The sequence below is a fragment of the Micromonospora sp. NPDC000316 genome (assembly GCF_042898885.1).
GTDB lineage: Bacteria > Actinomycetota > Actinomycetes > Mycobacteriales > Micromonosporaceae > Micromonospora.
This window is the reverse complement of the sequence record NZ_JBIAZG010000019.1, coordinates 78,127-99,051: the sequence shown is the minus strand read 5'-3', so window position 1 is coordinate 99,051 and position 20,925 is coordinate 78,127. Positions and strand designations below refer to the sequence as shown.

Annotated in this window: 22 protein-coding genes; 12 read left to right on the top strand and 10 right to left on the bottom strand. The window is 71.2% G+C overall.

Features of this window, described 5'->3' with window-relative positions:
• Window positions 1-606: 606 nt before the first annotated feature.
• A complete protein-coding gene (locus tag ACFY2Q_RS26685; protein WP_387134827.1) occupies window positions 607-1,341 on the top strand; it encodes an alpha/beta hydrolase in 735 nt (244 codons plus the stop codon).
• 210 nt (window positions 1,342-1,551) lie between these two features.
• On the opposite strand, the gene ACFY2Q_RS26680 is transcribed toward ACFY2Q_RS26685, so the two are convergent.
• Window positions 1,552-2,403 (bottom strand): hypothetical protein, encoded by an 852-nt coding sequence (locus tag ACFY2Q_RS26680; protein ID WP_387134824.1) that lies wholly within the window; start codon window positions 2,401-2,403, stop codon window positions 1,552-1,554.
• A 448-nt stretch (window positions 2,404-2,851) separates the two neighbouring features.
• Window positions 2,852-3,892, bottom strand: coding sequence for an NAD(P)-dependent alcohol dehydrogenase (locus tag ACFY2Q_RS26675; protein WP_387134822.1), 1,041 nt, complete (start codon window positions 3,890-3,892; stop codon window positions 2,852-2,854).
• Window positions 3,893-3,986: 94 nt separating this feature from the next.
• On the opposite strand from ACFY2Q_RS26675, the gene ACFY2Q_RS26670 reads away from it, so the two are divergent.
• Window positions 3,987-4,595 (top strand): TetR family transcriptional regulator, encoded by a 609-nt coding sequence (locus ACFY2Q_RS26670; protein ID WP_387134819.1) that lies wholly within the window; start codon window positions 3,987-3,989, stop codon window positions 4,593-4,595.
• 61 nt (window positions 4,596-4,656) lie between these two features.
• Here the strand turns inward: ACFY2Q_RS26670 and ACFY2Q_RS26665 are convergent, their stop codons facing one another.
• The 3 genes from ACFY2Q_RS26665 to ACFY2Q_RS26655 all read right to left on the bottom strand — a co-directional run bounded on the left by ACFY2Q_RS26665 (window position 4,657) and on the right by ACFY2Q_RS26655 (window position 6,577).
• Entirely contained in the window at window positions 4,657-5,433 is a 777-nt protein-coding gene (locus tag ACFY2Q_RS26665) for a maleylpyruvate isomerase family mycothiol-dependent enzyme (RefSeq protein WP_387134816.1), read from the bottom strand.
• An 85-nt stretch (window positions 5,434-5,518) separates the two neighbouring features.
• Window positions 5,519-5,980 (bottom strand): HNH endonuclease, encoded by a 462-nt coding sequence (locus ACFY2Q_RS26660; protein WP_387134813.1) that lies wholly within the window; start codon window positions 5,978-5,980, stop codon window positions 5,519-5,521.
• Window positions 5,981-5,989: 9 nt separating this feature from the next.
• Window positions 5,990-6,577 (bottom strand): NTP transferase domain-containing protein, encoded by a 588-nt coding sequence (locus ACFY2Q_RS26655; RefSeq protein ID WP_387134811.1) that lies wholly within the window; start codon window positions 6,575-6,577, stop codon window positions 5,990-5,992.
• Window positions 6,578-7,025: 448 nt separating this feature from the next.
• Between ACFY2Q_RS26655 and ACFY2Q_RS26650 the strand changes: the two genes are divergently transcribed.
• From ACFY2Q_RS26650 to ACFY2Q_RS26615, 8 genes are all read left to right on the top strand, one after another.
• A complete protein-coding gene (locus ACFY2Q_RS26650) occupies window positions 7,026-7,382 on the top strand; it encodes a YciI family protein (RefSeq protein ID WP_387134808.1) in 357 nt (118 codons plus the stop codon).
• A gap of 77 nt (window positions 7,383-7,459) precedes the next feature.
• Complete coding sequence (locus tag ACFY2Q_RS26645) at window positions 7,460-8,653, top strand: RNA polymerase sigma factor (protein ID WP_387134806.1); 1,194 nt, start codon at window positions 7,460-7,462, stop codon at window positions 8,651-8,653.
• An 83-nt stretch (window positions 8,654-8,736) separates the two neighbouring features.
• The gene (locus tag ACFY2Q_RS26640; RefSeq protein ID WP_387134803.1) at window positions 8,737-9,966 is read left to right on the top strand and encodes an MFS transporter; all 1,230 of its coding nucleotides are present in this window, start codon (window positions 8,737-8,739) and stop codon (window positions 9,964-9,966) included.
• Window positions 9,967-10,014: 48 nt separating this feature from the next.
• Window positions 10,015-11,046, top strand: a complete 1,032-nt coding sequence (locus ACFY2Q_RS26635; protein ID WP_387134801.1) for an aldo/keto reductase — start codon at window positions 10,015-10,017, stop codon at window positions 11,044-11,046.
• Complete coding sequence (locus ACFY2Q_RS26630) at window positions 11,043-11,549, top strand: DUF664 domain-containing protein (protein WP_387134799.1); 507 nt, start codon at window positions 11,043-11,045, stop codon at window positions 11,547-11,549. Before ACFY2Q_RS26635 ends, ACFY2Q_RS26630 begins: the two co-directional genes overlap by 4 nt.
• A gap of 50 nt (window positions 11,550-11,599) precedes the next feature.
• Window positions 11,600-12,094, top strand: a complete 495-nt coding sequence (locus ACFY2Q_RS26625) for a GNAT family N-acetyltransferase (protein ID WP_387134796.1) — start codon at window positions 11,600-11,602, stop codon at window positions 12,092-12,094.
• A gap of 102 nt (window positions 12,095-12,196) precedes the next feature.
• Window positions 12,197-12,622, top strand: a complete 426-nt coding sequence (locus ACFY2Q_RS26620; RefSeq protein WP_387134836.1) for an Hsp20/alpha crystallin family protein — start codon at window positions 12,197-12,199, stop codon at window positions 12,620-12,622.
• Between the two features lie 142 nt (window positions 12,623-12,764).
• Window positions 12,765-13,763, top strand: coding sequence for a tyrosine-type recombinase/integrase (locus ACFY2Q_RS26615; RefSeq protein WP_387134794.1), 999 nt, complete (start codon window positions 12,765-12,767; stop codon window positions 13,761-13,763).
• 25 nt (window positions 13,764-13,788) lie between these two features.
• On the opposite strand, the gene ACFY2Q_RS26610 is transcribed toward ACFY2Q_RS26615, so the two are convergent.
• Together ACFY2Q_RS26610 and ACFY2Q_RS26605 are read right to left on the bottom strand one after the other, a co-directional pair.
• Entirely contained in the window at window positions 13,789-14,160 is a 372-nt protein-coding gene (locus ACFY2Q_RS26610) for a VOC family protein (protein ID WP_387134792.1), read from the bottom strand.
• 119 nt (window positions 14,161-14,279) lie between these two features.
• Window positions 14,280-15,983 (bottom strand): acyl-CoA dehydrogenase family protein, encoded by a 1,704-nt coding sequence (locus tag ACFY2Q_RS26605; RefSeq protein WP_387134789.1) that lies wholly within the window; start codon window positions 15,981-15,983, stop codon window positions 14,280-14,282.
• Window positions 15,984-16,130: 147 nt separating this feature from the next.
• Here ACFY2Q_RS26605 and ACFY2Q_RS26600 point away from each other — a divergent pair, with 147 nt between their 5' ends.
• Together ACFY2Q_RS26600 and ACFY2Q_RS26595 are read left to right on the top strand one after the other, a co-directional pair.
• The gene (locus tag ACFY2Q_RS26600) at window positions 16,131-16,589 is read left to right on the top strand and encodes a hypothetical protein (RefSeq protein WP_387134788.1); all 459 of its coding nucleotides are present in this window, start codon (window positions 16,131-16,133) and stop codon (window positions 16,587-16,589) included.
• Window positions 16,576-17,766, top strand: coding sequence for a low temperature requirement protein A (locus tag ACFY2Q_RS26595; protein ID WP_387134785.1), 1,191 nt, complete (start codon window positions 16,576-16,578; stop codon window positions 17,764-17,766). Before ACFY2Q_RS26600 ends, ACFY2Q_RS26595 begins: the two co-directional genes overlap by 14 nt.
• 9 nt (window positions 17,767-17,775) lie before the next feature.
• Here the strand turns inward: ACFY2Q_RS26595 and ACFY2Q_RS26590 are convergent, their stop codons facing one another.
• Genes ACFY2Q_RS26590 through ACFY2Q_RS26580 form a run of 3 tightly spaced genes read right to left on the bottom strand, consistent with a single transcriptional unit; the run spans window position 17,776 to window position 20,723 of the window.
• Window positions 17,776-18,489 (bottom strand): thymidine kinase, encoded by a 714-nt coding sequence (locus tag ACFY2Q_RS26590; RefSeq protein ID WP_387134782.1) that lies wholly within the window; start codon window positions 18,487-18,489, stop codon window positions 17,776-17,778.
• A 57-nt stretch (window positions 18,490-18,546) separates the two neighbouring features.
• Complete coding sequence (locus ACFY2Q_RS26585) at window positions 18,547-19,938, bottom strand: MFS transporter (RefSeq protein ID WP_387134779.1); 1,392 nt, start codon at window positions 19,936-19,938, stop codon at window positions 18,547-18,549.
• Window positions 19,939-19,955: 17 nt separating this feature from the next.
• Entirely contained in the window at window positions 19,956-20,723 is a 768-nt protein-coding gene (locus tag ACFY2Q_RS26580) for a glycerophosphodiester phosphodiesterase (RefSeq protein ID WP_387134777.1), read from the bottom strand.
• Window positions 20,724-20,925: the final 202 nt, after the last annotated feature.

The following is a 20,925-nucleotide window of genomic DNA, read 5'->3' as shown; positions in this document are numbered from 1 at the left end:
TTGAACGCCTTCGCCATCACCTTCAGCGACCGCTTCCCAGCCGCTGAAACCTACTAACCAAGATCGCCGGAAACACCCTTAGCGAGACAGGCCCCGAGGTTGAGGCAGGATCATGCCCCTGAGCTGCGGTGCCTCAAGATGACTGGCAGGTTTTGGCGAGGGTTCCTGCCAGTCTTTCTGAGGCAAGTCGCGGTGTTGGGATCGTGTCGCCTGGGTTGGTGTCGGCGTACTGGTTGTTGTGCAGAGCCGCGTACGACTGATCTTGCAGAGCAAGCACTGGCCGAACCATTGAGGTTCCGCCTCCGCCGGTCAGGGCAGGGCGGGACTCAGGAAGGGAACACCAGGGCCACGTCGTTGGACGTGATCGGGTGAGCTCACATCGCACCGTCACCGCAGCGGCCTGTCCATGGCATCCGGCCACGGAGCCTCCGCAGAAAACACGTTTGGCGGATCACGGCGGCCGCTGCTAGTTTTCGGGAGGCCGTGCGAGAGACCGAGGAGGTGGTACCCGTGAACGTTTCGACATGGGTGCTCCCCTCTGGGGTCACGGTCGGGCGATAGGTCGTCCGGGAGCGCCGTTCACGAGCACTCCCGAAAGGCAAGACCATGCGATTCACTACTGAGCAGCGCCTCGATGACGGCGTCCTCGAACGCGAATTTACCCTCGGCGAGATCCCCGGCATCCTGTGGACGCCCGCATCCGCATCCGCACCGGTCCCGCTGATCCTGCTCGGCCACCCCCCGCTCGGACTGCGCAAGATGTACCCCCGTCTGGTGGCGCGGGCCCGGCACTGCGCGGCGGATGGCTTCGCCGCGGCCACCATCGAGCTCCCCGGCAGCGGTGACCGGCCCCGTTGGGCCGCCGCCGAGCAGGCCCGCGCCGACCTGCGCCGGGCGCTGGAGGCCGGCGAGCCGGTCAGCGACGAGATCATCGACGCCCTCATCCTCCCGCTCGTCGACAAGGCGGTCCCGGAATCGCAGGCTGCCCTGGATGCCCTCCTGTCGCTGCCCGAGATCGGCGGCCCGGTCGGGTACTCGGGGGGAGTGATCTCCGTCGGCATCCGGCTTGCGGTGGTCGAGCCGCGCATCGTGGCCGCCGGCTTCTTCGCCGGGAGTTTCGTGCCGCGCGCCATGTTCGAGGAGGCCCGCCAGGTCACCATTCCGCTGCATGTCCTGCTGCAGTGGGATGACGAAGGGAACGACCGGCAGGCGGCACTGGACCTGTTCGACGCCTTCGGCTCCAAGGAGAAAACGCTGCACGCCAACATGGGCGGACACACCGGTGTCCCGCAGTTCGCAGGGGAGGACGCGGCCGGGTTCTTCGCCCGGCACCTGCGCTAGCCGCGGGCCGGGGGCCCCGCCGCCAGGCCAGCAGCAGGCGGTAGGCGGCGCCGGCCAGCACGCCGCTCACCGAGGGAAGACACCGGCCCTCCTCGATGGCGGTGGCCAGCAGATGCACAACCGCCCCGATCGCGGCGGTACCTGCCATCGGCGGTACCGGCCGGTCGGGGCGGAGTTCTGCTCTTGGCGACCGGCTTGACCTCTGCAAGATCAGCCGTACCTAATTGGGTACTCCAAGGAGTACCCCGACAGTTGGCTTCCGAAGCGTTCGGGCGACGGTGGTCTGGGCCGGAAGTGATGTGAACTCTGGATGGCGCTGATCTGGTCCATGATCCATTCCGTGAGGGGCGGAAAGCGGCGGTAGTGCGCCCAGGGGCTCCACCGGTAGTTGACGTTGACGGTGCGTTGGATCTCGTTGATGAACCGGGTCAGCGCGGGGCCTTGGCGGAGGAGTCCGGCGGCGGCGAGACGGAGGTCGTCGGGCATGTCGTCTGGGTGTCGCTGCCCGGCGCGGATCTCGGCTTGGATGGTGTCCCAGGCGTCATCGGCGCTCGACGGCTGAGGTGCGAGGTTGTCTGACAGTGCCTGGTGACGCCAATAGGGCGAGGCGAGCAGCCTGGTCAGGGCGACGGTCTCTGGGTAGGTTGCCGCGTCGATGGCGGTGTCGGTCCAGGTGAGGGTGGAGTATCCCTGCTTCTCGAAGATCCTGAGGCGCTGGTGGAACGGGCTGTCTGACCATTGGTGCTGGCGCCAGTGGTGCCAGATCGTGGTGGCGTCGGTGAACGCGGATCTGACCTGTTCGCCTCCGTAAGCTGCGATCAGTCGTCGATGGCGGCGGTTGGCGCGCAGGATGTCCGGGTGCGGGCCGAGGTCGAGTTGCTCGTTTTGGTAGATCGTTCCGAACCATCGCTGGTGCCGTAGGCAGGCGAGATCCTCGTGGGTGGCCCAGACGTAGGCCCTGGTGGTGGCGCTGTCCCGGGCGACGCACTGTCGGCAGGCGGGCCGTTGCCGGGTAGGGGGTCGATCGTGGGGGTTGGGCAGGGGGCGGCCGGCGACGCGCATCGCTCGAACGGAACGCTCCAGCACAACGACAGAGGCCCCTGCTGGCGTACACCGACTGAGTCGACGTAGACCAACTCGAACCCGTCACCCGGTCTTGCCAGAGACGCCGCTCGCAGCGTGCACCGCCACCGCCCTCGCCGAAGCAGCCCATCAAGGTGTGCCTCAACTTAAATGGCAGAAACCGCGAGATGCCTCAGACGCGCTGGCAGTGCCTCACATCAACTGGCAGTCGACAACACGGGACCGCCTCCTCAACGCCGCGACAGCAGTTCGGAGGGAGGTGTGACCGGATTATCGGTTTGCCGGTAACGATAATCCGATAACTAGTCGCCACATAGCGGGCATAACGTGCACACACCATAATGACAGTTATTGTGCGTAAGGAATCAGGATGGTGTGCTGCCGTGGTGCGAGCCCGCATCGGCGCTGGCCCGGCCCGCCCTTCTCGTCAGTCCAGGTCGGACATGTCGAGCACGAAGCGGTAGCGGACGTCGTTTCGCCGGAGGCGGTCGAGTGCCGTGTCCACCTGTGACGACGGGAGTACTTCGATGTCGGCGGCGATGCTGTTGTCGGCGCAGAACTGCAGCATCTCGGCTGTCGCCAGGCGACCTCCGCTGCCCGCGGAACTGAGCTTCTTGCGGCCGATGAGCAGGTCCGTGGCCTCAACGGTGACGGGGCCCAGGTATCCGAGGAGGCTGAGGGTGCCGTCCATCGCCACCGTCTTCAGATACGGGGCGAGGTCGTGAGAGGCGGAGACCGTGTCGATGACGACGTCGAAGGTGTCGCGTGCCGCGGCCATCTGCTGAGTGTCGGTGGAGTCGATGAAATCGTGAGCGCCGAGCCGGCGGGCGTCGTCGCGCTTGTCCTGGGTGCGGCTGATGACAGTCGTAGTGGCACCGAGTGCCACGGCCATCTTGACTGCGAGGTGGCCCAGTCCGCCGAGGCCGGCCACGGCGACGCGACTGCCGGGACCCACACCGAGGGAGCGCAGGGGCTCCCAGACGGTGACGCCGGCGCACATGAGCGGGGCGGCTGCGGCCGGGTCGAGGCCCGAGGGGAGCGGGTAGGCGAAGGTGTCGCGCACGACGTACTCGCGGGAGTAGCCGCCCAGGGTGGTCGACCCGTCCTGCCGGTCGGTGCCGCCGTAGGTCAGAGTCGGGAAGGAGTGGCAGAAATTCTCCTGTCCGGCTCCGCACATGGCGCATACGCCGCAGGAGTCGACGATGTTGCCCACCGCGACGTGGTCGCCGACCGAGAAGGTGGCCACCTCGGGGCCGGTCGCGGTCACCACGCCGGTGAATTCGTGACCGGGCACCAGGGGCGTCTTCGTGTGCTGGTCGTAGGCGTGCAGGGCGTGCAGGTCGGTGTGGCACACGCCGCAGTAGTCGACCTGCACCGCGATGTCATCCGGACGCAGGTCACGGCGTTCCAGCGACGCGCGCCGCAGCGCCGTCGGACCGGTCGCCTGCCATCCAACGGTCGTTCGCATACGTGACTCCTTAAACAGACTGTTCGGTCTGTTTCAACGTAGCGCGACCGTTCTCCTAAGGCAAACCAACCGTTCTGTTTGGTAGAGTGGGGGCATGCCGGAACAGCCCCAGACCTCGCGAGGCGCCGCGACCTACCAGCGCATCCTGGACGCCGCCACCGAAGAGTTCGCCCAGCACGGCATCGCCGGGGCGCGCATCGAGCGCATCGTGACGGCGGCGCGCACCAACAAGGCACAGCTCTACGCCTACTTCGGCGATAAGGAACGACTCTTCGACGCGATCTTCCTCAGCTCGCTGGAACGCATCACCAACGTCGTGCCCATCGACGCCGACGATCTCGCGGACTGGGCCGTCCGTCTCTACGACGAATACCTACGCCGCCCCGACCTCATCCGGCTGGCGACCTGGACACGACTGGAGCGTCGGCCTGCCGGGCACCTCGTCGAGACCCACCAGCACTACGACGACCGAAAGCTCACGGCCATCGCCGGGGCCCAGGCCGCCGGGCGGGTCCGCCCGGGTGACCCGTTCGACATCATGGCCATGGTCATCGCCATGTCCATGGCCTGGTCACCGGTCAGCAACGTATACGCGGCCAGCAGCCAAGAACCCGATGACGTACATGACCAGCGCCGCGCCATGCTCCGCGACTGCGTCCAACGCGCCACCGGAGGCGACGGAGGGGACGCATCCCTCTCTTGACCGCCACCGCCCCTGGTGACAGCGGGGACAGCGACCGGCGGTCCGCATAGGTGAGCCCGTCCTAGTCCTCAGGCTCCCAGGCGATCAGCTGCTCGAAGACGCGCCGGTCGCCCTCGACCTGCAGCGAGTCCATCGTTATGCGGCCGTAGCAGAACATGACCAGCTCATTGGCCGTGCCCCGGGCGGAGACATAGGCGACCTCCGGGTCCTCGTGCGCGACAGGCTCGGGGAGGCGGGCGGCCCGGGCGCCGTCGGCGGAGAACCACAGCCGCCAGGAACGGCCCTCGGTGGCGTGGTAGTCGACGACCGCCGGCTTGTGCGGCCACGCGGCCGTCGTCGCGACGCATGTGGTCACGAACTCGTCGACACCGTCCAGGGCCACGTCCTCCGGCAGCGGCTGCGGGGCGCCCACGGTGACCTGGGCGTCGTAGGTGTGCACGGCGACCTGCTGGAGTTGGTGCCGGGCGACGGCACCAGCCGTCTGCGGTGCCTGCGACGAACCCCACCACGTCCAGCAACCACGATCCGGGCCGGCCTCCCGCAGCGCGCCCGACAGTTCCCGCGTCGACTCGGCGAACCAGGCCAGCAGGGCCTCGCGCTCCCGGGGCGCCACCGGGGCGGACGTCGCCGGCGGAGCGTCGGCAGGCCCTGCGGCCACGATGGCGGCCCACCTGCGACGCCCCTCACCCAAGTGCTGCACCAGATCGAACAACGTCCACTCGGGGCAGGTCGGCACCTGCACGTCGAGGCTGGGCGCCGCGGCAACCGTCGCGTGGAAGGCGGTCGATCGCTCATCCATCAGCCGCAACAGGTCAGCGAACTCCAGAGTCTGTTCCATCGCGGCTTTGTACCACCACCTCTCCGACAACCGACAGCGAATTCCCCGCGCCCTCGCGGTACGGCCACGACCGCCTGCCCGCCCCCTAGGTCCGGACGTTCGTCGCCCGGGCCTGGGCCACCTCGGCGGCTTGGCGCTCCCGCCAGCGGCGTTGGCTGTCCCGGTTGCAGGCGCGGCACGTCCGGCGGTATCGCCCCGTCGACTCGTCGACCTCGCGGTCGTGCCCGTTGCGGCAGGTCGGCGCCTGTGCGCGGGTGCGGCAGTTGTCCGCATGACTGATCTGTCGCAGGTGAGTGGGCTCGACGCAGTCCTTGGCGTCGCAGAGGTGGTCGACGTCCAGGTCGGGGTCGTAGCCGCCGACGAACGCGGCGTACGCCGCGATGTGCGCCCAAGCCCGACCCGCGACCTTCTGGTGGACGCCACGCTGGGCGCCGTAGCCGCGGATGATCAGGCAGCCGTCGTCCCGCCGGACGGAGCGCTCCAGCAGATAGGTGCGCAGCGTGTCCTCGGTGAAGTGTCGTGACAGACCCTTGACCCTGCTGAGCACCGCGCCACTCTAGCCGGGGGTGAGGCGGAAGCGGGCCGCCTGTTCGGGCAGGTCCACGTCGGTGCCGTCGGCGACGTCCGCGCAGGGCACCAGTCGTACCCCGTCGCCCTGGGCTTGCAGGTAGTCCCGCGCGCCCCGGTCGCCGGTGGCGGCGGCGACCACGCCGGGCCAGTGGTCGCGGCCGAGCAGCACCGGATGTCCACGGCGACCGTCCTGGTAGGTGGCCGCCGCGAGGGAGTCGGCGGTGGCGTCGCGGGCCACCCGGCGTACCGCGTCGGGGGTGAGACCAGGCATGTCGACAAGGGTGACCACGGTGGCCTCGGCGGCGCTGGACGTCAGGGCGGACAACCCTGCGCGCAGCGACGAGCCCATGCCCGTCGCCCAGTCGTCGTTGACCACCACGCCGGGCAGCCGGGCGTAGGCGCGGACCTGCTCGGCCCGCGCGCCGAGCACCACCACGACGGGCCCGCAGCCGGCGGCCGTGAGGATCGCCGCCGCGTGCTCCACCAGGAGTTGCCCCCGGTAGGACAGGAGGGCCTTCGGCATGCCGAACCGGCGGCCGGCACCGGCCGCGAGGAGCAACCCCGCCGTAGCCATGCGCCGAGGGTAATGGTCAGCCGGTGCGGCGTACCTCGGTGTCCCAGATCTGCGCCCACGGACGCCGCAGCCCTCGGCACACGTAGATCGGGCCGCCGTTCTCGTCGTTGTCGACCTCGACCCGCTGGTCCACCCGCCCTCCGAGCACACACACCAGGCGGTCAGCGGGTCGGGGCGCTCCCAGCCCACGGCGATGACCACGTCGGCGTCGGCGGGTGGCCGGCCGACGTCGACCATGCTGTTGTGCCCGGAGTACGCGGCGGGCAGCCCACGCGCCGGCCCGTAGCGGGCCACCGCGCCGGTTCGTACCGGCTACCTGGCTGCTTCGTGCGTCAGCCCCGGCGCACCGGCTGGACATTATCGTCATTCTGGGTGTCGATGAGCGGGCAGCTCATTCGTCGTATCAGTGCACGGGCCGACCGGGCCCCGAGCCGAACGGACCTGACACATGGCCAAGTTCATGCTTCTCATCTACGGCAACGAGCAGGAGTGGGATGCCATGACTGCTGAGGAGATCCAGAGGCGCGACGACGGTCACGTGGCCTTCGTCGAGGCAGCCGGCTCGGCGGTGCTGGACAGCCACCCGCTGGAGCTGGCCGAGACGGCGACGACCCTGCACAGCAATCCGGCCGGCCGGGCCACCCCGACCGACGGGCCGTTCCTGGAGACCAAGGAGGCGCTCGGCGGCTACTACGTGGTGGAGGCCTCCGATCTGGACCAGGCGATCGCCATGGCGCGACGGCTTCCTGAGCTGAAGATGCCGCACTGTGCGGTCGAGGTCCGCCCCGTCCGGGACGTGGGCTGAGCGCTGAGGACACCTCGGCGACGACCTGCGGCGCCGCCGAGGTGATCGCACAGGCGCACCGACGAGAGTGGGCCGCGGTGCTGGCCGCGACCGTGCATTACACCCGTGACCTGGACCTGGCCGAGGAGTGCGTACAGGACGCGTACACCCAGGCGTTGCGGACGTGGGGGCGCGGCGCCCCCGTGCCGGCCCGGCCCGGTGCCTGGCTGACAAGCGTGGCGCGCAATCGTGCCCGGGACCGGATGCGCCGCGCGTCGCTGTGGCGGCGTGCCCTGCCGTTGCTCGTGATGGAGGAGGCGGTGCCGGGTCCGGAGGAGGGGGACGAGGCGCCTGTCGTCGACGACGACCGGCTGCGCCTGATCTTCACCTGCTGTCACCCGGCGTTGTCGCGCGACGCGCAGGTGGCCCTCACGTTGCGGTTGCTGTGTGGTCTGTCCACCGTCGAGGTCGCCCGGGCGTTCCTCGTCCAGGAGACGACAATGGCGGCTCGGATCACCCGGGCCAAGAAGAAGATCAGCGCGGCTCGGATCCCGTACCGGGTGCCGGCACGTGAGGAACTGCCCGAGCGGGTCGACGCCGTACTCGAGGTGTTGCACCTGGTCTTCACCACCGGGCACGCAGCGCCCGTCGGCGAATCCCTGATCCGCCGTGACCTGGTCGACGGCGCGATCGGGCTGGCCCGGGTGATGCACGTGCTGCTGCCGCAGCACGGCGAGGTGGCCGGGCTGCTGGCGCTGATGCTGCTCATTGACTCCAGGCGGGAGACCCGGGTGGGCGCGGATGGACGTCTGCTGCTGCTCGCAGAGCAGGACCGCAGCCGGTGGGACACCGACCAGATCGGCGAGGGTGTCGCTCTGCTTGTGGAGTCGCTGCGTCGGCGACCGCCGGGCCGGTACGCCGTACAGGCGGCGATTGCCGCGGTGCACGCCGAGGCGCCGAGCTGGGCGGACACGGACTGGGCTGAGATCGTCGCGTTGTACGACGTGCTGCGCTCACTGTGGCCGTCGCCGGTCGTGGACCTCAACCGGGCGGTGGCGCTGGGCATGCGCGACGGGCCGCAGGCCGGCCTCGCCGCCCTCGAACCGCTGGTGGACGTGCCGGCCCTGGCCACCTACGGCTATCTCAGCGCCGCCCGTGCGGACTTCCTGCGTCGACTCGAGCGCTGGGCCGAGGCCGAGACGGCGTACGAGGAAGCGCTCACTCTGACCGGCAACGATGTGGAGCGCGCCTTCCTCGCCGGTCGTCTCGAGGAGATCCGCCGCCACGGCTGAGGCCCTCCTGTCCGAATACCGCCTCCGCCGTTCGTCGTCTGGTTGTACGGCGGAACGACGAGAACGTTAGAGGAGGGCATGGCATGCAGACGCCGACGAGTCGGGCTGCGACCCGAGCGCGGTGGGCGATCACCGCGGTGTTCGGGATCAACGGAATGCTGATCGCCAGCATGGCGGTGCGGACGCCCTCGCTGAAGATCGACCTCGGGATGACCCCGGGGCAACTGGGACTGCTGTCCGCGATGTTCGGCATCGCGGCCGTGATCATGATGCAGACCGTCGGCAACGTGGTGGCCCGTACCGGCAGCCGGGTGATCGTGCGGGCCACCACAGTGGTGCTGCCGTTGCTGCTGGTGGGGATGGGCGTGGCACCGAGCCTGTGGTGGCAGATCCTGGTGCATCTCGCGTTCGGGGCGGTGCACGGAATGCTCGACGTGACGATGAACGCGCACGCGGTGGCCGTACAGCACCGGTTGACCCGGCCGATCATGAACGGTTGTCATGCGGCGTGGAGCATCGGCGCGGTTGCCGGCGCGCTGCTCGGAACGGGCGCGGCGCACATCGGACTGTCCCGCACCGCGCACTACCTGCTGCTGTCGGCCGTGGTGCTGATCCCGTCGGCTGTCGTCTGCGGCCGGATGCTGCTGCCGGCCGCCACGGACCGCGGGACCGGCGCGTCGCCGGTCGGTGTCCGCGCCGGCTGGCGGGCCGGGTGGAGTCTGCGCGTGGTGCTGTTCGGCGTGATGGGCGCGATCGTGCTGACCGTCGAGGCCGCGGTGGCCGACTGGAGCGGTGTCTACCTGCACGACAACCTGAGCGCGTCGCTGGGTGCGGCCGGGATGGGTTACGTGATGTTCGCGATCTTCCAGACAGCGGGGCGGCTGGTGGGTGACCGACTTCAGGAGCGGACGTCGGCGACGCGCCTGCTGCGGGTCGGCACCTCCACCGCGGCGGTGGGTGTGGCCGTGGCCGTGGCAAGCCCGTGGCCGGCGCTCTCCATTGCCGGATTCGCGCTGGTGGGAGCCGGGTTGGCCACCCCGTTGCCGGTGTTGTTCGGTGTCGTGGGCGACCTGGGTGGCGACAACGCCGGCCCCGGCGCGGCCATGACGGTCGCCCGGTTCACCACCCTGACCTACACCGGCATCCTGCTCGCGCCCGCCGTGATCGGCTGGTTCGCCGACCAGGTCGGCCTGCGCTGGGTCCTTGCCGCGCTGGCGCCGCTACTCCTCGCGGTCGCCCTGGCAGCGGGTCGGGTGACGAGCGGCCGCGTGCGGCCGGCGAGCGAGCGTGCCGCCGCTGGGGTCGCCGCGTAGAGGAACCAGGTGCGAAGATCGGCTTGTTCCACGAACCGAAAGGACGACATGCGCTATCGCACTCTGGGCGCCACCGGCACCGTGGTGTCGACCCTCTGCCTGGGCACGATGACCTTCGGTAACGAGACCGACGAGGCCGGCAGCTTCGCCCAACTGGATCGGTTCGTCGAGGCCGGCGGCACGTTCATCGACACCGCCGACGTCTACTCCACGGGTGTCTCCGAGGAGATCGTCGGCCGTTGGCTGCGGACGCGGCCCGATGTGCGCGACCGGCTCGTCATCGCCACCAAGGGCCGGTTCCCGATGGGCCCGGGGCCCAACGACGCGGGCCTGTCCCGCGTACACCTCACCCGGGCGCTGGACGCCAGCCTGCGCCGGCTCGGCGTCGAGGCGATCGACCTCTACCAGGCGCACGCCTGGGATCCGCTGACCCCGCTGCCGGAGACGCTGCGGTTCTTCGACGACGCCGTCCGCGCAGGCAAGATCCGCTACGCGGGGGTCAGCAACTTCACCGGATGGCAGTTGCAGAAGGCCGCCCTGCTCACCCAGCACCTCAGCCTCACCCCGATCGTGACCCTGCAACCGCAGTACAACCTGCTGGCCCGGGAGATCGAGTTCGAGCTGGTGCCGGTCTGCGAGAACGAGGGCATCGGCATCCTGCCGTGGTCACCGCTGGGCGGTGGCTGGCTGACCGGCAAGTACCAGCGCGACAGCACGCCCACCGGCGCGACCCGCCTCGGCGAGAACCCGGATCGTGGCGTCGAGGCGTACGCCGGTCGCAACGCCGAGGAGCGCACCTGGCGGGTGCTCGACGCGGTACGCCAGGTCGCGGGGGAGCGCGGCGTGTCCATGTCGGCAGTGTCGCTGGCCTGGCTGGCGGCGCGATCGGCGGTCACGTCGGTGATCCTCGGCGCACGGACCACCGAGCAGCTCGACGACAACCTGACCTCCGCCGACCTGGTCCTCGATGCCGAGCAGATGCGGCTGCTGGACGAGGCGAGCGCCCCGCTGGTGGGCGACTACCCGTACGGCGGCGCGGGTGTGCGCCAGCGCGGCCGGGACCTGCCGACCGCATCGTGACGTCGTTTCCCGAGCCCACCGACCCGGCCGGCAGCCGCACCGAGGTCTTCCTGCGCTACCTGGACTACTTCCGGGAGTCGATGGTGGCCAAGGTGTCGGCGCTGGCCGGGCCGGAGCTGCGGCACAGCCGCCTGCCGTCGGGGTGGACCCCGTTGGAGCTGCTCACGCACCTGCGTCACGTCGAGCGGCGCTGGATCGAGTGGGGTTTCCAGGGCCGGGACGTCGCCGAACCGTGGGGCGACCGCCGTGACGACCGCTGGTACGTCGCCCCCGACGAAACCCTCGCCGGCCTGGTGGCGGAGTTGCGGGCGCAGGGCGCGCACACCGCCGAGGTGGTCACGGCGCATGACCTGGCCGAGGTCGGCGTGCCGGGGCCGCGCTGGGACGGCGCCGACCCGGCGTCGCTGGAGCGGGTGCTGTTCCACCTGGTCCAGGAGTACGCCCGCCACCTCGGCCACCTGGACGTGGTCGCCGAACTCGCCGGCGGCCCCACCGGCGAGTGAGCCCGCCCCGGGCTGGTTAATGCCGTTGACCGGGCGGTGATGATCGACAGGTGACCACCACCGCCCGGCCAACCTGGCTGACCAGCGTCAGCCCACCCGACCACCCCGACGCGGTGCTGCTGCTGCGCGAGTACATGACGGAGATGGTGGTGCGCTACCACGGCCGTCCGGATCGACCCGGCGAGGTCGACGCGGCGTTGGCCGAGGTGCCCAGCGACGACCTGACCTCCCCGGGCGGGCTGCTGCTTGTCGCCCACCACGGCGCCGACCTGGCCGGCTGCGCCGGGCTGCGGTGGCACCCCGGCTGGGCCGAGCTGACCCGGGTGTTCGTCCGCCCGGAACACCGCGGCGCTGGTGGGGGAGCGGCGCTGCTGGCGGCCGTCGAGCAGCGGGCGCGCTCGGCCGGGATGGACCGGATCCGCCTCGACACCCGCTCTGACCTGGTCGAGGCCCGCGCCCTGTACGCCCGGCACGGCTACGTCGAGATCCCCGCCTACTCGCGAGGCCCGTACGCCGAGCACTGGTTTGAGAAACCGCTGGAGTGAGCAGTTGACGACTGCCGACGGACGCGGTAAATAAGAAGAGGAAGTTGAGTCACCCCGACTCAACTCAACACCTTCGGCCAGGAGAACCGAGGAGGCATGACCATGTTGATGCGTACCGACCCGTTCCGCGAGATCGACCGGCTCGCCGAGCAGTTCTTCGGTACGGCAGCCCGTCCCGCGGCGATGCACCTGGACGCCTACCGCGACGGCGACTACTTCTACGCGGCGTTCGACCTGCCCGGCGTCGACCCGGACAGCATCGACTGCACCGTCGAGCGCAACGTCCTCACCGTCCGCGCCGAACGACGCCGGCCCGCCGGTGACGGCGTCGAACTGGTCGCCGCCGAGCGCCCGATGGGCACGTTCACCAGGCGACTGTTCCTGGGCGACACCCTGGACACCGACAAGCTGGAGGCCGGCTACGAGAACGGGGTGCTGACGCTGCGCATCCCGGTCGCCGAGCGGGCCAAGCCCCGGCGCGTGACCATCAAGGCCAACGGCGAGGCGCGCCGCCAGATCAACGCCTGACACCGACACCGTACGAGCCTTCGGCGGCCGGCACCTGGTTCAGGTGCCGGCCGCCGGCTGTCGTGCGGGGTGGGCGGTGCGCGGCTGGCGTTGTCGGCGCGCCTGCATGGCAATCCCATCCACTGCTGAGAAGCTTTTTCACATGGTGTCTTCCGGCGCTCCGGTGCTCGCCCGCCCCACCGCCCGACCGGCCCTGGCCGGCGGGCCGGTCGACGTCACCGAGGCGTGGCTGCGCAACCGCCGGCTGTCCGAGCACACCCGCGACGCCTACCGGCGCGACGTCACCGCCTGGCTCACCTGGTGCGCGGGCCGCGACCTCGACCCGCTGCGGGCCACCTTCCTGCACGTCAACGAGTACGCTCGCGCGCTGGAATCCACACTCGCCGCCCGCAGCGGCCGCCCATTGACCCCGGCGACCGTGGCGCGGCGGCTCTCCGCGCTGTCCAGTTGGTACGACTTCCTCGTCAAGCTCGGCGGTGTGCCGGCCAACCCGGTCTCCGGCGCGGACCGGCCCCGCGTCGACCGGGACCACTCCGCCACCGTCGGCCTGAGCCCCGAGGAGGTCGACGCCCTGCTCAGCGCCGCCGACGCGGACACCGGCCCGACCGCCGCCCGCAACCGGGCGGCAGTCGCCCTCCTGGCCGACCTGGGCCTGCGGGTCGGGGAGCTGGTCTCGCTGGACCTCAGCGACCTGGGCACCGAACGCGGGCACCGCAGCGTGCGCTTCGTCGGCAAGGGCGGCAAGCAGCGCCGCCGCGCCCTCACCCCCGGCACCGGGTACGCGGTGGACGCGTACCTGGCCCAGCGGGCCGCCGCCACCGGCGTGCCGGTGACGCAGCTTTCCGGGCCGCTGCTTGTCACCGCCAGCGGTGCCCGACTGGACCGGCACTCGGTGTTCCGGATGGTCCGCCGCCTCGCCCGCGCCGCCGGCATCCCGGCCTGGGCCAGGCTGTCGCCGCACTCGCTGCGACACGCCTTCGCCACCACCGCCCGCTCCGAGGGCGTCCCCCTCGAAGACGTGCAGGACGCGATGGGCCACGCCGACCCGCGCACCACCCGCCGCTACGACCGGGACCGGCACAACCTCGACCGCGACCCGGCGTACGCGGTCTGGGCGGCGCGGTCGCGCCGCCGCGCCTGAGCGCCCCGCACAGCGGGGGCACCGCTCAGCTCTGCGGGCGGGGGCAGATGCAGAACGGCTGCCCGATCGGGTCGAGCAGCACCACCCACCGTTCGCCACCGGGCTGGAAAGTCGGCTTCGACGCGCCCGCCGCGACGAAGCTCTGCTCCGCGGCTGCCAGATCATCGACGTACAGATCCAGGTGGTAGCGCTGATCGCCCGCCGGGTCCGGCCAGGACGGAGGCCGGTAGCCGTCGACCAGACCGAAGCCGATGGAGACGCCACCGGATTTGATCATCGCGTATTCCGGTTGGCTGTGGGTGATCTCCCAGCCCAGCACCTCGTGGTAGAACGCGGCGTGGCCGGCGGGATCGGAGCTGTCCAGATTGACCATCGCAAGGTCGGCAGAAACTGTCACATCGGCAGTATGTCGCCGAGGTCCGACAGAATTCGTCCCGGCCGGTGAGTCGGCGCCGATGCGCGCCGCCGTCGCCCGCGGCCCGCTGCGCTGACACCGTCGCAGGAGACCCCGCCCGGTCAGCAGAGCAGGTCCAGGTGGTGGTGGGCGTCCTCGGCGATCTCCTCGTGCCGCAGCCAGCGTCGCGCCCACAGCCGGGCGGCCAGCTCCGCCTGCTCGTCACCCCAGGCGGCGTGCTCGACGAGCAGGGCGGCGGTCAGCGCGTACGCCAGGCGCAGCGCCAGGCCGCGAGCACCGGCGAGGACCGCCTCGGCGCCGGGGTCGGCGGTCACCGCGGCGATCGTGTCGCCCAGTTGGGCGGCGGTCGTGGCGAGGGTGTCGGCAAGCGCCGGCGACATCGGCCGGGCCAGGTCAACGGCGGCGGCGAGCCTGCTCAGCAGCGGCGCCCCGGCGTCCTCGCGGGTCAACGCGCGCAGCACGTCCAGGGACAGCACATTTGTGGTGCCCTCCCAGATCGGCAGCACCTGGGCGTCGCGCAGCAGCCGGGGCACGCCGGTGTCCTCCACGTAGCCGGCCCCGCCGAAGCTCTCCACGTACTCGCTTGCCGAGCTGACCGCGAGCCGGCCCGTGGCGAGCTTGGCCAGCGGCGCCACGACGCGCAGCTCCGCGGCGGCCTCCGGGTCGGCGCCGACCTCGACCCGCCCGAGCAGCGCGAACGCGTGCCCAGCCAGGGCGAACGCGCCCGCCGCGTCGACCGCGAGGGTGCCCAGGGTGGCCCGATGCAGCGGCGAGGACGCCAACGGGCCGCCGGCGACGTGCCGCACGTCGGCGTACGCGCGGGCGTAGGCCAGGCCGCGCCGCATCCCACCGGCCGCGGCGGCCGCGTTGTGCACACGGGTCACCACGACCAGGGTCATCGCCCGCACCAGGCCTGGCACCGCCGGGTCGCCCAGCGGCAACGCGTACGCGTCGTGCAGGCCGATCTCGGCGGTCGGCAACGCCCGGGTGCCGAGCTTGTCCTTGAGTCGGTGCACTGTCACACCGGTGGCGGGCGCGTCCGGTGCCGCGCCGGTGGCCAGCGGTGAGTCGGCCGCGTAGCGGGGGACCAGGAACGGGGCGAGCACCCGGCTGCCCCGGCCGGCGCCCTCCGGTCGGGCCAGCGCCACGGCCATCGCCGCGTCGGCGGCCGAGCAGAACCACTTCTCGCCGGTCAGCCGCCACGAACCGTCCGCGGCGGGCCGGCCGACCGTGCTGGAACGGCCCAGGTCGGAGCCGCCCTGCGCCTCGGTCATCCACTGCCCGCTGGTGATCGCCGTGGCCGGGTCGGTGGAGACCAGCCGGGGCAGCCACGCGTCCCGGATCCCGGCGTCGACGTCGGGCAGGCTGAGCAGCGCCGCAGCGCCGTCGGCCATCGCCACCGGGCAGGAGAACGTCGCCGACTCCGGCCCGTACAGATGCAGCAGGGCATGTTGCACGACCCGCGCGGCCGCACCCCAGGTGCCCCGGGCGTCCACCAGGTAGGGCAGGGCGACCACGGCGTGCCGGGCGGCGGCCTCCCGCTGGGCCTGCCAACCCGCCGACGTGTCGATCCGGTCGACGCGGGCGCCCCACCCGTCGTAGCGGACCAGCGTCGGTGGGTGTGCCTCGGCGTCGGCGTGCGCCGCCCGCAGCGGCCCGGTCACGTCGGCGGCCAGGTCGGCGAGGCGACCCTTGGCGGCCGCGTGTCCGGCCGGGCCGAGGTGACGCTCCAGCCAGGACCGCAGCAGGGCGTCACCGGCGTACGGGTCGGCGGGGGGTGGTACCGGCTGCACGAAGCGGCTCATAGATCGGCTCCCTGGCACTGCTCGGGGGTGTGCGCCGACGGTAGACGATCCGTGGCCGCCGCGAACAGGGCACAGCCACGCACCGGACGCACCCAGTTTCCGACTTGTCCCGTTCTGCGGCGATGGCGTTCTCTACGGTCGGTAGTCGTGGGTGCCAGCCAGTCGTGGAGCCGACCGGCCCGGCGGCACCGCCCGATGCGTACCGGGCTGGCCTTCGTCGGGATCGGCGTGGCGCTGTGCTGCGTCGGGGTGGCCGGGCTGGGCGTATGGAACCTGCAGACCGTGCGCCAGGCAACCGGCCCGATCCGGGAGACCGCCGACGGGTTCCTCAGCGAGGTGACCCTCGGCGACAGCGACAAGGCGTACGAGCGGCTCTGCGCGGACGCCCGCGGCAAGTGGAGCCCGATCGGCTTCACCAGTTGGGTGCGTACGCCGCCGATGGTCACCGACTACGAGATCACCGACGTGTCGGTCGCGACCCGCAGCGGGCGCCCGCAGGGCACGGTGACCGTGAAGCTGACCCGCGACGGCGGGCTCAACGAGGAACGCCGCCTGCCGGTGGTCCGCGAAAGCGGCGGCTGGAGGGTGTGCGGTGACCCCTTCTGAGCCGCCGGTCGCCCACCCGGCACGTCCCCGGCTGCTGCGCGAACGCCACGGCGTCGAGCCGACCACCTCCAGCGAGCTGTTCTTCGACCTGGTCTTCATCTTCACCATCACCCAGCTGTCGCACTATCTGATCGAGCACCCGGACGCGGGTGGCGCGGCCCGTACCGCGCTGCTGCTGGCGCTGATCTGGTTCGTCTGGGTCCGCATGACCTGGGTGACCAACTGGCTGCAACCGGATCAGGGACCGGTCCGGGCGATGCTGCTCGGGGTGGCGCTGGGCAGCGTGCTGTTGTCGGCGGCGATCCCGCAGGCGTTCGCCGGGATGGGTCTGTTCTTCGCGGTCGTCTACGTCACCGTGCAACTGGGCAGGGCGGTGTTCGGCTTGTGGGCGGTGCGGGGCAGTCCGTGGTTGGTCGCGGGATTTCAGCAGTCGCTGACGTGGGCGGTGGGAACGTCGCTGCTCATCCTGATCGGCGGTCTCCTCGGCGGGGCCGCGCGGGAGACGCTGTGGGCGGCGGCGATCGTGTTCGATGTGATCGGCCTGTCCAGCGGCTACCCGCTGCCCGGCCGGGGACGCAGCCGACCCGAGCGGTGGATGGTCGAGGGCGGACACCTGGCCGAACGCTGCGCGGCGTTCATCCTCATCGCGCTCGGCGAGTCGATCCTGGTCACCGGCAGCACCCTCACCCGGCATCTGGACCGGGCGACGTCCGGGGCGTTCCTGCTGGCGTTCGCCGGGTCGGTGGCGCTGTGGTGGGTGTACTTCGCCCGGTCGGCGACGGCCGCCACGGAGATCCTGGCCCGCGCCGGTGACCGCACGGGCGCGCTGAGCCGGCTGGCGTTCAACTACCTGCACCCGGTGATGGTCGCCGGAATCGTCGTCACCTCGGCGGGCGACGAGCGACTGCTGCGCGAGCCCGGCGCCCCGGCGACCCCGGTCGCCGCGCTGTTCATCCTGGGCGGCCCGGCGCTGTTCCTCGCCGGGCACGCCGCCTACAAGGCGGTGCTGTGGAGGATCCCGCCGGTCAGTCGGCTCGTGGCGGTCGCGGTGCTGGTGGCGCTGGTGCCGGTGAGTGTGGGGCTGGCCGTGCCGGTGGCGGCGTGTAGCGCGGCGGCGGTGGCGGTGACCATCGCGGTGATCCTGACGGATCGGCGGCGGGCCGCCCGGTCTGCCTGAGCGCGGCGGTCAGACGCGCGGGCCGAGGTCGCCGGTGCGGTAGTGCCGGCGGCAGAGCACCTGGTAGCGCACGTCGGCGGTGTCCACGGTGTCGCCGATGACGACCTGCGCGCCCTCGCGGACCACCCGCCCGTCGACGACCCGGGCGTTGAGCAGCCCTTCCCGGCCGCACCAGCAGAGCACCTCGACCTGGATGCGAGCCACCTCGTCGGCCAGCTCGAACAGCCGTTGCGCGGCGGGGAACAGGCAGGACCGGAAGTCGGTGGCCAGGCCGAACGCGAACACGTCCACGTCGTAGCTGTCGACCAGTTCGGCCATCTGCTCGACGTGCTCGACGGTGTAGAAGCCTGCCTCGTCGCAGATCAGGTAGTCGACGCGTACCCCGTCGGCCCAGCGACCCCGCACGAGCGCCCGCAGGTCCAGGTCGTCGGTGACCTCGATGGCCTCGTGGGCCAGGCCGATGCGGGTGGTGACCTGCGGGCCCAGCGAGCGGTCGATGCGTGTGGTGACCAGCCCGCGGCGGCCCTGCCGGGCGTGGTTGTAGTTCATCTGCAACGCCATCGTGGATTTGCCGCAGTCCATCGGCCCCCAGAACCACTTCAACGCCGCAGCGTGCAGGGGACGCCCGTCGAGGCCGCTCGCCGCCGCGCACCCGGCCGCGTGGTGCGGGCCGGCGTTCGGGTGGGCCAGGCAGGTCGGGGAGGTGGCGGCGTCGTCAGTCACGGTCGGGCAGCCTAGCCCATCGGCCGTCCTGGATTGGTCGGCCGATGGGAGGCGTGCTCAGAGCACCCGTGGTGGGGTGTTGCCGGCGGCGATGATGGCGCGGCGCATCGGTACGGCGAGGAGCAGCAGGAACCCGACCACGAAGAAGATCAGCAGGGAGACCAGGCCCACCCGGTAGGAGGAGGTGAGCTGGAACACCAGGCCGAAGGCGAGCGGGCCGAGCCAGCTGGTGCCCTTGTCGCTGATCTCGTAGAACCCGTAGTACTCGCCCTCCTTGCCGGCGGGGATGAGCTGGCTGAACAGCGACCGGCTCAGCGCCTGGCTGCCGCCGAGGACCAGGCCGATGGCCCCGCCGAGGATCATGAACGGCACCGGCGCCTCGGCGGGCAGCCGGAACGCGGCGATGATCACACCGGTCCAGAGCACGAGGCTGAGCAGCACGGTCTTCCAGGCGCCGATGTGCCGGGCGAGCGCGCCGAGGCTCAGCGCGCCGCCGAAGGCGAGGAACTGCACGAGCAGGATCGTGATGATCAGGGTGCTCTGCTCCAGCCGCAGCTCCTCGGTGCCGTACTGGCTGGCCAGGGTGATGACGGTCTGGATGCCGTCGTTGTAGACCAGGAAGGCCAGCAGGAAGTACAGCGTCAGCGGGTACGCCTTGATCTCCCGCATGGTGCGGCCGAGCTGCCGGAATCCGTCGATGAGCACGTTGCCGCCACCGGCCAGCGCCGCGACGCTGGGACGCTCACGCAGCCAGCGCAGCGGCACAAGCGTGAACAGCGCCCACCACACCCCGGCGGACACGATCGACCAGCGGGCCAGGTCCAATGTGCGTTGCGGGTTGTCGCCCTCGTCGAACATGGTGATCGCGACGAGGTTGAGCGCCAGCAGCAGGCCGCCACCGAGATAGCCAAGCGCCCAGCCGCGGCTGGAGATGCCGTCGCGTTCGTCGGGGCCGCCGAGCTGCGGCAGGAACGAGTTGTAGACCACGATCGCGGCGCCGAAGGAGATGTTGGCGACGAGGAACAGCGCGCCGCCGAGCAGGTAGCGGTCGCCGGTCACGAAGGCCATCGCGATCGTCGCGCCGGCGCCTGTGAACGCGGCCCCGCCGAGCAACCGCTTCTTGTGCGCCGACCGGTCGGCGATCGCCCCGATGACCGGCAGAACGAACACGGTGAGGAACACCGACAGCGAGATCAGGTACGGGTAGTAGGACCCGGCGGCGACCTTGATGCCCAGCGGGTAGACGTAACCGTCGCAGGTGTCGGCACCCAGCTCACAACCGGCGGCCATCTCGGCCACTGTGGTCAGGAACGGGCCGAGGAACACGGTGATCACCGTGGTCTGGAACGCGGAGTTCGCCCAGTCGTAGATGTACCAGCCGCGGCGCTCGCGGCGGGTGCTCGCCGGGGGCGGGGTGTCGTCCACCGTGGGGGTCACGGTTTCGGCCATCGGGGGTCCTTCGACGATCAGGCGGCCCAGTGGCCGCGGCTGCGGTAGACGTCGCGCAGCAGGCCGACGTGATCGGTCATGATGCCATCCACACCACGATCAAGTAAGTCGTGCATCTGGGCAGGTTCGTCGATAGTCCAGACGTGCACCTGAAGGCCGAGACGGTGGCAGTAGTCGAGGAACCGGCGGTCCACCACCGGCACCCGCCCGTAGCGGGGCGGCACCTGCGCGGCGACCACCGACTCCGGCAGGCGCAGCGGCCGACCGTGCAGCGAGGCGAGCCGCAGCCGGGCCACGCCGCGCATGCCCAGGCTGGTGGCGACCCGACCCTCGGTGAGCGCTCGCAGTCGGGTCAGCCGGGCGTCGCTGAACGAGGCGAGCAGCACCCGGTCGGTGGCGCCGGCCCTGGTCACTGTCGCCACCGTCGGCGCGACGCCGCTGTCGGCCTTCACGTCGATGTTGAACCGGACCTGCGGCCAGGCGCCCAGCACCTCGTCGAGCCTCGGTACGACGGCGGCGCCGCCGACGCGTACCGAGGCGAGGTCGGCCCAGCTCAGTTCGGCGATGCGCCCCGGCTCACCGGTGACCCGCCGCAACGTCGGGTCGTGGAAGATCACCGCGACTCCGTCGGCGGTGGCGTGCACGTCGGTCTCCACGTACCGGTAGCCGAGGCCGATGGCGCGGGCGAACGCCTCGGTGGTGTTCTCGTCGCCCTCGGCGGCGCCGCCACGGTGGGCGAACGCCAGCGGCCCGGGCGCGTCGAGGTAGCCGGATCGGGTCAGCACGCGACGCAGTATGCCTGTCGCCGGTGGATCGCGGGTGACCTTGCGGCGACGATCGCCGCAATGCGGTCGTGCGGGGCGGCTCCGAATCGAGGGTTGCCGCCGCGCGGGCGCTCCAACTAGGTTCGGTGTCGTGACTGCCGGGTCGGCCATTGGCCACGAGCGGACAGGGCACCCGGCGAGCGAGTGACTCCCGGGCGGGCCC